Consider the following 13,890-nt stretch of genomic DNA (forward strand, 5'->3'; position numbering starts at 1 on the left):
CTAAGCGTTCTTGGATTTTTTCTCTTTCAGCTTTTAGATACAACTGAAAAAACTCTGTCCTTGGATCTATACAACAAATAATTGAGAAATAATATTTTTATGGTATAATCAAGTCTAATAATAGCTTAGGATGAGAGGTGTCATATGGCTATCTTTGATCTAATTTTAAAAATTGATACAGCATTGAGGCTGAAGGAAATTGTTTTTATCGGAGAGTCAAAAAAATGGTTTCAAGATGACCATTTAGAAGCAATGATAGGACAAAAAATAGAATATGTTTTGGGGGACTCTATTAAGCCTGAAGGTGGGATTGTTGAAATACAAAACAAATTCTTTAAATACCAATGGATTAATGATATAGATGAAAATACTGTTTATTTAAGCCGTGAAGGCGTATTAATGGATCTATATGAACAAACGATTCGGCATGTAGCTGAAGGGATACAGATCTATGATCGAAATGGATACTTTTTATATGCCAATCCTGCCAGTGAGGATTTGGAATTTTATAAAAATGAGGACTTTAAGGGAAAACATATACTAGACCTTTACGATCTAAAAGAAGAGTATAGTACCATCCTAACGGTATTAAGAACACAAAAGCCTGTAATTAACCGATGTGATCGTTTTAAAATGAAAACAGGAAAAGCTTTGACGACGATCAATAACGGGTACCCATTGAAAATAGATGATATTCTTTATGGTGCAGTTGTTTTTGAAAGTGATTTATCGGCATTAAAAAGGATCAAGAACCGTACCATAAATCTGGAAGCTTATGTGGAAGGCAGACAACCTGCCACACAGGAACAATTATATGCTTTTGATGACATCATCCATGTGTCGGACAAGATGAAAAATATGATTCACTTCGCCAAAAAAGTATCGCTAACGGATTCTTCTGTGATTATTGTTGGAGCTACTGGAACGGGAAAGGAACTAATGGCTCAGAGTATACATTCTTTTAGCCCAAGAAGAGACAAGCCGTTTATTGATATAAACTGCAGCGCTGTTCCCAGCAATCTTTTTGAAAGCATGTTTTTTGGGACAGAGAAAGGCGCGTTTACAGGAAGTATTGCAAAAAAAGGCTTTTTTGAGATGGCAGATGGGGGAACGATTTTCTTAGACGAAGTTAATTCGATTAGTATAGAAATGCAAGCGAAGCTGTTAAGAGTTCTTCAAGAAAAGCGGTTTCAGAGAATTGGAGGAGAAAAGTATCTAAGATGTGATGTACGGATAATAGCTGCTGCGAATGAGGATTTACATGAACTGATGGAGCAGCAAAAAATTCGAAAGGACTTTTATTACAGGATTTCAGCGATTAAAATAGAGATCCCATCCTTAAATGAACGAAAAGAAGATATTCCAATTTTAGCGCGCTATTTTCTAATTGAGTTGTGTAATCAATACAATAGGCCTCAAATGGTTATCTCCAATCAAGTGCTAGATGTGTTTCTTGAATACAACTGGCCAGGAAATGTGAGAGAGTTACAACATGTAATTGAGTATGTATTCAATTGTGCCTCAGAGGATATAGAAGAAGTAGATATCAGCCACTTGCCTGACTATCTATTATCCCCATCAGCACTGGACCATACGAGTATGCGGGATATCAAAAGTTCCAAAGATTTCTTCAATGAAAATAATACGCTGGAAACACAGTTGGCTTTTTTTGAAAAAGAGATCATATATCAGCAACTCCAGAAACATGGAGGGAACATTACAAAGAGTGCAAAATCATTGGGAATTAGCAGGCAAAGTCTTCAATATCGAATGAAAAAGACAGGACTTTCTGTAGAATAGAGCAAAAAAAATTTGCAGTGGTGCCAATTCAATTGGCACCTGTTTTGTTTGAAAAATACTTAATTTAGAGTTGATTGTGGCAGTAGTGCAAAAAAATCATTCATTTGTTCCATTGCTTTTGTATAAAAATCGAAAGGAAGATAAGTATGTATGTATTAATATTTAGTAGAAACCCATGGAAAATCAAGCTTTGAAAAAGTTGACAATATACAGAAAAACAAATCAACTTGGCATTTAATTTGCAATGTATTCTTAAAGAAAAATAGTGCTGTTATAGAGCTAGGTTAGTAATCTGCAATATAAAATTGATTCACAGTGTGACGAAAAAACTAGAAACTGCACAGTATGAGACCTTCACGAGAAATGAATTTTGTGATTGTACCATTTAATTTATTAGGAGGTGATGATTGTGTTTGACAAAGCGAAGGATGCAAAACAAATCGAGAAAGTTGTATTGGGTGGAAAGCTAAATATTGAAGAGTTTATAGCGATTGTACGTTTCGGTGTAAAGGTTGAATTCTCAGACAGCTACTGTAATAAGGTAAGAAAAGCAAGATCGCTGGTGGAAAGATGGGTTGAGGAAAACCGTGTTATGTATGGCATCACTACTGGATTTGGTGCATTATGCACACAGGTGATTTCATTAGAGGAAACGGAACAGCTTCAGAGAAACATCGTCCTATCCCATTCAGTATCTGTAGGAGAACCACTATCTGTAGAAGAAGTGCGTGCAACGATGTTGATGATTCTTCAGAATGTTGGACAAGGATTTAGCGGAGCAAGGTTAGAAACCATAGAAATGTACCGACAGTTTTTAAATCTAGGCCTTACTCCCTTTGCGCCGAGAGAAGGATCTGTAGGATATCTCTGTCCAGAGGCGCATATGGCGCTGGTGTTGATAGGAGAGGGAAAAGCATTTCTAAATGGAGAACTACTGCCTTCAAAAGATGCACTCGAGCGAGTAGGATTAAAACCTATTTCATTGGCTTCTAAGGAGGGGCTTGTACTAACAAACGGTACAACAAGTGCCACCGCATTAGGTGCATTGACGTTATATGATATGCTAAAAGCCTCTAAATGTGCAGATATCATTGGCGCAATGACACTAGAAGTGACAAAAGGAACTATAAGGGCTTTCGATGAAAGACTGATGTCTGTGCGACCACATGAAGAGCAGAGAAGTACAGCAGAAAATGTAAGAAAATTATTGCAGGACTCGCAGATTGCAATAAATCATGAACATTATCGTCTTCAAGATGCATTATCTATTCGATGTATACCACAACTTCATGGTGCGGCAAAGAAGACATTGTTCGATGCGCTAAAGACCATTGAGATAGAGATGAATGGCTGCTCTGATAATCCAATCATATATTCGGAAGATGATGACGGGGAAGCCATATCAGGAGGGAATCCTGATTCATCCTATGTAGGGATAGAGATGGATTCCGCATGTATTGCAGCAACCATGCTGGGAAAAATGTCCGAAAGAAGAAACAATCGCCTCATAGATGGGAATCTGTCAGAATATCCATGGTTTTTAATTAAGAAACCTGGCTTGAATTCGGGATTAATGATTCCCCAATATACACAGGCGGGACTGCTTAATGATATGAAAATACTTTCTCATCCGGCTACAGCAGATGGGATTCCCACTTGTGGAAATCAAGAAGATTACGTGGCAATGGGCTACAATGCATCAAAAAAAGCGCGGCAAGCAGCAGAAAAGCTTGAATACATATTAGCCATAGAGTTGTTATCTGTTTACCAGGCGCATCAGTTTATTGGGGAAAAATTTTCGGCAGGAAGGGCTACACAAGCAGTGTTGGAAGAAATTGCGAGAGCAGTACCCATTACGGATGAGGATATATTTCTATATCCTCACATCAATACGCTAAAGGATTTAATTCATACAGGGAAACTGATTGAGCTGGTTGAAGAAAAGCTGGGGAAGCTATTGTAGGCTAGGTGAGGCTTCGTGAGAGGTTTATAGATAAAATTTAAAAGGTTGTATTGTGCTGGCACAATACAACCTTTTAAATTTGCACTATGACTGTTTAGTATTTGATAAATATGAGAAAATTGCAGGTTTATTTATGTCATAATACAAAAAATACTCAAAATTCGTCGATAAGTAATTATCAGAAATTTCTTGACACTAGTCCTAAACTAAAATAAAATGTTGTAAAACAGAGTGCTTTTTTAGTCAACGAATTGGGAAGGAGGTTAACGGATTTAAAATAATTAGACAATTCCGCCAAGTTTTATTGTTTAGATTGTCCGGATTATTAATGACAGAGCTAATAGAAGATATTAAGCGGCAACAAAAATGAATTTAAAAGTAAGAAGCTATTTATAAAGCATAGATCTAAAATTATCTCCAATAAGAATTCTCCAATTATTCGATTATTACATATGAAATGTACCTTTCAATTCTTTTCTAATGGATCCAATAAGATTTGATTCTTGTCTATTGAAATAATCCAAAAACAGATGCTTCAATTTTTACTGCGTATGTATGCATTCTATTACAAATCCCATGAATATATTTTTTTATAATCTTTATAAGGGCATGAAAATCCCAATATTGCTTGTACGTTGTACTTAGTCTCTTGAAAGACTATTTGAATAGTCTGGTATTTTCATGCAATATATTCATATGGGGTAAATAAGGAGGATATTTATGAAAAGAAAAGTTTTTGTACTTTGTATTGTACTATTGATGATAGTAAGTCTTGTATTTACAGGTTGTACAAAGCCACAGGAAAGTGGAACAACGCCTGCTCCCGCTCCGGCGAAAACACAAGAGTTGTTATTTGCTACCGGCGGTACTGCAGGGACATATTATCCCCTTGGTGGGGCCATCGCTGGTGTGTGGAATGCTAATATTGAAGGGATTAATGTAACAATTCAACCTTCTGGAGCATCTGTAGAGAATCTACGTTTATTAGATTCAAGAGATGCAGATATTGTTATGGCAATGAATAATATTGCGGAAGATGCATGGCAAGGGAAAGGTTCCTTTGAAGGCAAAGAAGTAAAGGGTTTTAAAGCGGTCGGTGTTGTTTATCCTGAGATCATTCAAGGTGTAGGCTTGGTTGAGAGCAATGTAAGAACCATTGCAGACCAAAAAGGAAAAAGAGTAGCTGGGGGGCCTCCAGGCAGCGGAACTGCAGCTACCACGCCTCACATATTTAAAGCATATGGTTTAGAAGCAAGTGATATGACAGTTGTTAACGATACATTCGGCGACGCTGTAGAAAAAATGAAAGATGGTCATTTGGATGCTGCATGGAATGTATTAGCTGCTCCAGCCTCTGCGATTGTAGACCTTCTAACAAACAAGGAGCTTGCATTTTTAGAAATCAAAGGGCAGGAACTTGAAGAATTACAAGCTCAGTTTCCATTAGTAGCACCGCATGTAATTCCCGCGGGAACTTATAACTATAAAGGAACACCTTATCCAGACATTCATACGATTGCATTGCAAGCTGTTTTATATGTAAGAGACGATATGGATGAAGAATTAGTATATAATCTAGTAAAATTTATGTATGAAAAAAATGCTGAGATTGCTAAATCACATGCTACTGGAAATCAGATTTTGCTAGAAAATGCTAAAAACGGTATTACTACTGAGTTTCATCCGGGTGCAATCAAATATTACCAAGAGAAAGGTATGTGGAACTAATACATAGAGCCGGGTATTCAGTACCCGGCTTTATTGTAAAAATATGATGAAAACAAAAATAAGTTTTTATTTATTTGCTGCATTTTTGATTATTATGTTTTTGCCTGTTTATGTATTAGAAGTTATAGATGGGCAGGAAAACAGAGTACTATACCAGACAATAACAAAACCATTAGATCAGTTTTCTATTCAATGGATTCACTCTGTTAGTAAACAGCCTGTTACGGAAACCTATCAAATCCATGAAGATTTGCATATAGGCATTTTAGAAATGATTTTTAATGAAAACGGTCCTAACTTGCCTGCCGGTCCGGAGGGCGGAACGAAGTGGGAAATCAAAGACGGATATTTTCGTGTATATAATTATGATCTTGTTTTTGACAGAGTTCCAGTTCGAATAGGACAAGTAATCGCGAACCATACACTCATTTACAAGCAGAAAGAACTGCCATTGAAAGATATTAGTAGACCAGGGGGACTGGTATACATACAGATACGTAAAGCAACTATTATAAAAATGATCATTGGAGGAATCGGACTATGGCGAAAAGCGACATTCATGTAACTCCACAAATTGATGAGAAAAAGCAAGAAGAGATTATGGCAAAATATGATCGAGAGTTTGCATATCGTAAACCAAGCGGATTTATGGGTAAGGGCCTTATGCTAGTAGCAATCTGTTGGTCATTGATTCAACTTTACACCGCTGCCTTTGGCGTGTTTCCTTCCACTATACAGAGAGGCCAGCATCTTGGTTTTGCCATGTTTTTAATCTATACATTATATCCGGTCAGAAAAAAGAGTAAAAGCAACAAAATTCCTTGGTATGACGGGATACTCGCACTTTTATCGATTATGGTCTCCGGATATCACCTTGTCTTTTATAAGGAGATCATACATCGTGCAGGGGCATATACAAATACAGATATTTTTATAAGTATCATTGCAGTAATACTGGTACTGGAGGCAACGAGAAGAATTGCAGGTCCGGTTCTTGTTACAGTTGCTTCAATTTTTATTCTCTATGCGTATCTAGGTCCTATGTTTCCAGGATTTTTATCCCATAGAGGTTACAGTATTTATCGGATTGCTACCTACGGATGGATGTCAACAGAATCAATATTAGGCATTCCAATAATGGTATCTTCAACTTTTATTTTTCTATTTCTTCTTTTTGCAACCTATTTAAAGAAAACAGGTATTGGAGACTGGTTGACAGATTTGGCCATGGGAATCGCTGGTGGAGCGACAGGCGGTCCAGCCAAAGCTGCTGTTATTGCCAGTGCTACCCAGGGAACGATATCAGGAAGTTCTGTGGCGAATACAGTTGGTACAGGCTCTGTTACCATACCTTTAATGAAAAGTATAGGATATCGAAGTGAATTTGCTGCTGCAGTAGAAGCCGCTGCTTCTACCGGTGGACAGTTGATGCCTCCTGTTATGGGTGCGGCAGCTTTTATCATGACGGAGTTTACAAATCTACCGTATGTTAGCATTGCGCTAGCAGCGACAATTCCGGCATTTCTATATTTTACGGGAATTTTTGTTATGGTGCATTTAGAAGCGAAAAAACAAGGATTACGAGGCCTAAGCAGAAATGAGCTTCCTAATCCAATCAAGTTAATAAAAGAAAAATGGTTTTTAGCAACGCCAATTGTTGCAATAGTATGGCTATTAGTAGCGGGAAGAACACCCATGAGAGCTGCATTGTTTGCGATCATTGCAGCGATCCTAGTTTCATTTATTCGCAAGGATACAAGAATGAGCTTAAGAGATATCGTTTTAGGATTAGATGAAGGTGCACGTTCTGCACTGCCAGTAGTAATGGCATGTGCCTGTGCAGGAATTATTGTAGGAGTAGTTACGCTAACCGGCTTAGGTGTCAAATTTTCTACTGGAATTCTTGTTCTTTCTGGAGGCAATAAATACTTAGCCATGTTATTTACCATGTTTGCCTCCATTATTTTAGGAATGGGAATGCCTACTACGGCCAACTATATCGTCCAGGCTACTATTGCAGCACCAGTATTGGTAGAACTAGGTGTACCGATCATAGCTGCACACTTATTTGTTTTTTATTTTGGTATTGTTGCAGATATTACCCCGCCTGTTGCGCTGGCTGCCTTTGCAGGTTCGGGGATTGCAGGATCCAATCCATTTAAGACTGGGGTTGAAGCTTCTAAACTTGCTTTCTCTGCTTATTTGGTTCCGTTTATCTTTGCTACCAATCCGGAATTAGTGTTAGTAGATACAAATGCAGGAAAATTAATCGGTGCGCTTGCCACCGCATTAATAGGTATGTACGCCATTGGTGGAGGCGTTAGCGGTTATTTGCAAACCAATTCGAAAGGATGGGAACGAATTCTCCTCATGGGAGGAGGCATATTATTAGTAGACCCGAATATGATGACAAATATAATAGGATTTGTACTGGTTGGATTGGTAATTTTATTACAGCGTATACGTATGAAAAAAGAATCTCTGATTGCCGGCTAAGATGAATTTCTTAGCATGAGTTGAAAATTTAAAGGATCATACTTTTCTAGTATGATCCTTTAAAAATTTAAAATATTTTGACGAATGTGTAAAATAAACACTATTTAAAACGAGGTTTACTACATAGAGATGTTACAATAAACCAACAATTAGTGAAAGGAAGTGTTTTTATGAGAAAGGGCAATGAAAAAAGACCTAGTTTTATTGGTGCACTCTTTGTGATTCTTTTTTTATGTGTGGCTATGTATGTGCAAATTTTTGTAATACATGAAGATTGGGTAACCCATATTACACTTATCATAGCGAGTGTAGTGGCTGCTGTTGTCGCAATGATTTCAGGGTTTACATGGGATGATATTCAGGAAGGTATATTATATGGTTGCAAAATTGCAATGCTTCCCATGTTAATTCTCATGCTGGTAGGGGTTTTGATTGCCTCTTGGATTCCGGCGGGTACAATACCGACATTAATTTATTATGGGCTTAAAATTCTTTCACCTTCAGTGTTTTTGGTTACGGTGTGTTTCGTATGTTCTGTTGCATCTTTAGCAACAGGAAGCTCATGGACAACGGGAGCAACATTTGGAGTAGCCTTTATGGGCATTGGCTATGGATTAGGAATACCAGCTCCGATAACTGCAGGTGCGGTCATTTCAGGAGCAATTTTTGGAGACAAGATGTCTCCCTTATCGGATTCAACAAACTTAGCCGCCGGAGTGGGAGAAGCTGATTTATTTGATCATATAAGAAGTATGATCTATACTACTGGCCCTGCCATTTTATTATCATTATTGCTTTATGGAATTATCGGCATGCGTTATGGCAGTGGAACTATCGATACGCAACAAATTGATATAATCCTAACTGGATTGCAAGAGAACTATTTAATTAGCCCAATTACATTGATTCCTCCTATTATTGTAGTTATTCTTGCGGTGAAAAAGGTGTCTGGGTTAGCAGTTATGATCATTGCATCACTAATAGGCGGTGTATTTGCTATGGCGCTGCAAGGCTATGGATTAGGGGAAGTAATGAGTTTTATGAATTATGGATTCACTTCTACGACAGGGATTGAAGCCATCGATCAACTGCTAAGCAGAGGTGGCTTACAAAGCATGATGTGGACAATATCCTTAGGATTTATTGCGCTAAGCATGGGCGGAATCTTAGAAAAAACACGGATGTTGGAAGTACTTTTAGAGAAGATTGCAGGGATTGTCAGCAATGTTAAGGGTTTGATTATTACCCACGTTTTATCAAGTATCCTAGTAAATCTTTTTTCTGCCAGCCAATATATGGCTATTATTATTCCGGGTAGGATGTTGGTACCCGCATACAAAAAACTAAGAATTCTACCGCAAGTGTGTTCGAGAACTAGTGAAGACTCTGCTACGGTTACATCACCTTTAGTGCCGTGGGGATTGTGTGGTGTCTATTTTACAGGTGTTTTAGGCGTTGGGACATTGACTTATTTGCCTTATGTATTTTTAGCTTATTTTACGCCACTCATTGCAATTGTTTATGGGATAACTGGAAAGTTTATTTTCAAAGAGGGAGATATATCTTCTGTTAAAACCTACCATGATGATGAAAAGGAAGCTGTAAAATCTATATAAATGTTGCTGATTCTGACGGGAGGGAATAGAGACGGTGATGGAAAATATCGAACAATATATAAATGAAAAAAGAATGGTGCAACTGTTGACTGCATTGGTAGAGATACCCAGCCCCTATTTTCAAGAAAAGGAAATAATGGACTTTGTCTATCACTGGTTATTAAGTAATGGGTTGCCTGCAGAATATCATTTGTATCATGAAGAAAAAATAACAGATTTCCAAGGGGCCAATGTAATCGGCCGATTAAAAGGAAATCGAAGAGGAACCAAAATCCTATTAAATGGCCATCTGGATACAGTTCAAATCTGTGAAGGCTGGAATAGAAATCCTCTTGCTGCACAGGTTGAAGGAGATAGATTATACGGTTTAGGTGCTCTCGATATGAAATCCGGTGCAGCAGCGATATTATTAGCTGTAGATGCTTTTCAAAAACTTGTGAAAGACTTTTCTGGTGAAGTTATCTATACATTCGTTTCAGATGAAGAGGGCCCCTTTGGCCTCGGTACAGATGCACTGATTGTAGATGAGAAGGTGAGTGATGCAGATGTGGCTATTGTGCCTGAACCAAGCAGTGGATTTTGCAAGGTGCCATTCCCAAGCCTTTGTCTAGGTGCAAGAGGAGGATGGAATTATACTGTAGAGGTACAAGGAAAATCTGCCCATGCAGCCAATCCCGAGCAGGGAATCAACGCAGTGGTTGAAGCTTCAAAAATAATTTTAGAACTTGAAAAGGCCTCATTGGGTATAGATGAAAAACTTGGAAAAGGCTCCATTTGCATTTTGAGTTTGAACGGAGGAGGCGCTGCCTGCAGCGTTGCAGACAGTGCATCCTTTACTGTGTTTCGGCATGTAGTAAGGGGCGAGGATCAGGAATATATTAAAAAGGAATTTGAAGATGCAGTTCGGAGAGCAAATATTTATGGAACTGCAAGGATGTCATTTCGAGATGCTCCCCATGAAAAAAATGCCGGATTTGATCCATATATTGTGCCAGTGGAGCATCTATATACAAAAAAAATATTGGAGAGTATTCGCAATACAACGGGCTTGAGTGGAAATATTCAGTATTTTTCCAGTATAGGAGATTTTAATTATATTGCTACAAGACTAAAGATTCCTACATTTGTTTTTGGACCCAGTGGAGAAAACTACCATGGGCCTGATGAATATGTAAGTATTGACAGCGCTGTTACAACAGCAAAAGTGATCTTCAACTTTTTACTCCAAACGTTAACGGATTGCTAGACAAATATAGGTAGGAAGCATATGCTTTTTAATAATTGGCTGTCGTGAAAACGACAGCCGATTTATTAAGGAAAATGTACGTTCTTTGAATTCTATGCTATGATCAAAGTAGAAAAAAGCTTAGAATAGCCTATGAAAGGAAGATATTTGTGAATACGATAGATTTGATCCTTTATAATGGCAAGATACTTACTATGGATGGAAAAAATACCATTGCCAACTGGGTCGCTATTGGTGGGGGAAGAATTATTGCTCTAGGCCAAGGGCTTCCCAATAACAATTTTATTAAAGTAGCGAAAGAGGGAATAAACCTAAAAGGAAAAATTGTTTTGCCGGGATTTTATGATAGCCATGTTCATTTGGTGCAAACAGGTCTCAATGCACTAGATTTAGATTTGAGCAGTGTCTCAAGTTTGGATCAGCTATTTAATCTTATCCGAAGAAAGGTGCAGAATACGCCTGCCAGTGAATTTATTCGTGGGATTGGATTTGATGAAAGTAAAATAAAAGAAGGCAGATTGCCTATTAGACACGAGCTAGACTATTGTGCACCAAATCATCCTCTTTGGATTAACCGAATTGAATATCATACCAGTATTGTGAACTCGTTAGCTCTACATAAATTGAATTTACCCTATAACCTTGAAGGAATCTGTCGAGATGAGAGAGGCGTACCCAATGGGGTACTAATGGGCAAAGCCAATGCGTGGGTACGTAACAGCATATTTCAGAAAACATTAGATAATACCAGAAAAAAAGGCGCCATGAAAGTGTTGGAAAATGCTGTTAGGAAGGGTATTACATCTCTGAATGCGATGGAAGGCGGATTTACTTTCCACGACATGGATGCAGCCTTCATTTTAAAAAATCAGAATATTTTTCCAATCGATATAACCCTTTTCTACCAGACCGTTGATATAGAAAAAGTGCTGCAGAATAATTTGAAAAGGATCGGGGGCTGTATATTTGTAGACGGTTCCTTTGGTTCCAGAACGGCTGCTTTGAGTAGAGCCTACACGGATAAAAATGATACGCTAGGAGAGTTATATTTTGAGCAAGATGATTTAAATGATTTTGTTCTGTCAGCCCATAAGAATAATCTTCAAATAACGCTGCATGCCATTGGTACGAGAGCCATTGATCAAGTTTTAAATGCCTATGAAAATGCTCAACGACTACATCCTAGAGGAGATAGCCGTCACAGAATTGAGCACTTTGAGCTTCCAAGTGATGAACATATAGAAAGAGCCCGTCAATTAGGATTAATTTTGTCTATGCAGCCAGCCTATGAGTTATATTGGGGATATGAAGGCGGAATGTATGAGATTAGATTAGGTGAAGAGAGAGGAAAAAATACTAATCCTCTCAAAAAGATCGTTGAAAAGGGAATATGTATAGCTGGTGGATCCGATAGTGATGTTACGCCGATGAATCCATTATTAGGAGTGCATGCAGCTGTTAATCATCCCAAAAAAGAATTTTCTTTAGATCGGATAGATGCATTAAAAATGTTTACAATTAACGGTGCAAGGGCAGTATTTGAAGAACGTCAGAAAGGATCTATAGAAATAGGAAAATATGGTGATTTGGTCATAATCGAGGATAATCCACTAGAGATAGAAGCACAACGGATAAAGGATATACAAGTTAAAGCAACTGTAAAGGAAGGGAAAATATTGTTTCAAGTGTAAAGGTGTGATTAAAAATGTATGAAAAAAAACTATATACCTTTGGACATATGGATATTGTGATTAATGGTCAATCTAAACTAGGGAATTTAAGTAGCAAGGCGATTGTACTTCTTTGTTATCTTGCTTCAAATAAGGGAAAAGTGTTGTCAAGAGAAAAACTAGCATCATTATTTTGGGATTCTGACAATATGGAAACTGCTAGATATAATCTACGCTATAATTTATGGATGCTTAGGAAGGCTCTAAGGGTAAAAGATCGAGAACAGGAAATCATTATATCGCAAAAAGAATCTTGCTGTTTTCACGTCTCCCAGAATATGTATGTAGATGTTTTAGATTTCGAAGATTTAGCTGGGTCAGTACATGAAAAGGATGATTACGCATATATTTCCCAGCTAGAACAGGCAAAAAAAGTTTATCGGGGAGAATTCTTGGAAGGTTGTTATATTAAGAATTGCCCGGAATTAAATGATTGGATTTTTTATGAGCGGGAAAGACTACAAAGAAAGTACTTTGATGTACTATACCAATTGATCTATTATTACAAGAAACTTTCCCAGTATACAAAAGCAATTGATATCTTGGAAGAAATGTTAAAATTAAATCCACTACAAGAGGAATTGTACTTGGAAGCGATTGAAATATTCTTAGCAAAAGGAGATAGAAATGCAGCGTTGAATCAATATAAAAAATGCTGTAAGGTTTTACGGGAAGAATTAAATATTGGACCGACGGAAAGTATTAAAAAAGTATATCAACAGATACAGCGGTATAATGGTGGGCTAAATTTAAAGGAGAAGGATGATGCAAGAGACATTCGTTATGACAAATATGAAATAAGGATTTTCTATGTTGAAGAGCAAAACATGAAGAACAGTATAGCGAAAGTAAATGAACATAAGACTTTGAAGAAAATAAAAACAGATTGTTTACCTCTAAGCAGCATGAAATATTACTGGATTTCAAATCTTATTGAAGAGATTCTGAACCAGGTTGATGAAGAAATTCTTAGTGAAGTTCCTTCTTGGTGTTGGCGGGATCTATACAGAATTCAAGGAAAGATATTAATGAAGACCGGTGACCGTACAGTTGGGGATTATCTATCTGCTGATGCTGAAAAAATAAGAATATCTGCTGCTTTCAATGCATTGATCCGTATTCTTAGCAAGGAGATAGATTTACTATTTTGTATATCCAATTTTCATTGGATGGATAACTTTTCCTATGATTGTATAAAGCATTTATTGTTTAAAAACCAGATTCAATCATTACGGTTCATCATAACAGGTGACGATAGAGATCCTAAGCTTGTAGAGTTACAGAAGTACTTTCCATTTCAATCATTATAGT

9 protein-coding genes are annotated in these 13,890 nt (G+C 37.4%); all 9 read left to right on the forward strand.

Going from position 1 to position 13,890, the window contains the following annotated elements:
• Positions 1–144 precede the first annotated feature (144 nt).
• The 9 genes from Gferi_RS25325 (at position 145) to Gferi_RS25365 (ending at position 13,889) form a co-directional block, all read left to right on the forward strand.
• Positions 145–1,800: a sigma-54 interaction domain-containing protein gene (locus tag Gferi_RS25325; RefSeq protein WP_083273766.1), complete on the forward strand. Its 1,656-nt coding sequence runs from the start codon at positions 145–147 to the stop codon at positions 1,798–1,800.
• Between the two features lie 409 nt (positions 1,801–2,209).
• Positions 2,210–3,763 carry an HAL/PAL/TAL family ammonia-lyase gene (locus Gferi_RS25330; RefSeq protein WP_236932656.1) on the forward strand — a complete coding sequence of 518 codons (1,554 nt, stop codon included), beginning with the start codon at positions 2,210–2,212 and terminating at the stop codon, positions 3,761–3,763.
• 720 nt (positions 3,764–4,483) lie between these two features.
• Positions 4,484–5,491, forward strand: a complete 1,008-nt coding sequence (locus tag Gferi_RS25335; protein WP_083273767.1) for a TAXI family TRAP transporter solute-binding subunit — start codon at positions 4,484–4,486, stop codon at positions 5,489–5,491.
• Between the two features lie 43 nt (positions 5,492–5,534).
• Positions 5,535–6,056: a DUF1850 domain-containing protein gene (locus Gferi_RS25340; RefSeq protein WP_083273768.1), complete on the forward strand. Its 522-nt coding sequence runs from the start codon at positions 5,535–5,537 to the stop codon at positions 6,054–6,056.
• Entirely contained in the window at positions 6,032–7,987 is a 1,956-nt protein-coding gene (locus tag Gferi_RS25345; RefSeq protein ID WP_069980893.1) for a TRAP transporter permease, read from the forward strand. The genes Gferi_RS25340 and Gferi_RS25345 overlap by 25 nt, the downstream gene beginning before the upstream one ends.
• A gap of 170 nt (positions 7,988–8,157) precedes the next feature.
• Entirely contained in the window at positions 8,158–9,603 is a 1,446-nt protein-coding gene (nhaC, locus tag Gferi_RS25350) for a Na+/H+ antiporter NhaC (RefSeq protein ID WP_069980894.1), read from the forward strand.
• Positions 9,604–9,640: 37 nt separating this feature from the next.
• Entirely contained in the window at positions 9,641–10,849 is a 1,209-nt protein-coding gene (locus tag Gferi_RS25355; protein WP_069981607.1) for a M20 family metallopeptidase, read from the forward strand.
• Positions 10,850–10,998: 149 nt separating this feature from the next.
• Entirely contained in the window at positions 10,999–12,540 is a 1,542-nt protein-coding gene (locus tag Gferi_RS25360; protein ID WP_207645784.1) for an amidohydrolase, read from the forward strand.
• Positions 12,541–12,554: 14 nt separating this feature from the next.
• On the forward strand, positions 12,555–13,889 hold the full coding sequence (locus Gferi_RS25365) for an AfsR/SARP family transcriptional regulator (protein ID WP_069980895.1): 1,335 nt from the start codon (positions 12,555–12,557) through the stop codon (positions 13,887–13,889).
• Position 13,890 lies beyond the last annotated feature (1 nt).

It is taken from the genome of Geosporobacter ferrireducens (assembly GCF_001750685.1).
GTDB classification, from domain to species: domain Bacteria; phylum Bacillota; class Clostridia; order Peptostreptococcales; family Thermotaleaceae; genus Geosporobacter; species Geosporobacter ferrireducens.

Bases quoted from the DNA above. Each gene is read 5' to 3' on its own strand.
- Gferi_RS25325 (WP_083273766.1), top strand. From the start codon at position 145: ATGGCTATCTTTGATCTAATTTTAAAAATTGATACAGCATTGAGGCTG.
- Gferi_RS25335 (WP_083273767.1), top strand. From the start codon at position 4,484: ATGAAAAGAAAAGTTTTTGTACTTTGTATTGTACTATTGATGATAGTA.
- Gferi_RS25340 (WP_083273768.1), top strand. From the start codon at position 5,535: ATGATGAAAACAAAAATAAGTTTTTATTTATTTGCTGCATTTTTGATT.
- Gferi_RS25345 (WP_069980893.1), top strand. From the start codon at position 6,032: ATGGCGAAAAGCGACATTCATGTAACTCCACAAATTGATGAGAAAAAG.
- nhaC (WP_069980894.1), top strand. From the start codon at position 8,158: ATGAGAAAGGGCAATGAAAAAAGACCTAGTTTTATTGGTGCACTCTTT.
- Gferi_RS25355 (WP_069981607.1), top strand. From the start codon at position 9,641: ATGGAAAATATCGAACAATATATAAATGAAAAAAGAATGGTGCAACTG.
- Gferi_RS25365 (WP_069980895.1), top strand. From the start codon at position 12,555: ATGTATGAAAAAAAACTATATACCTTTGGACATATGGATATTGTGATT.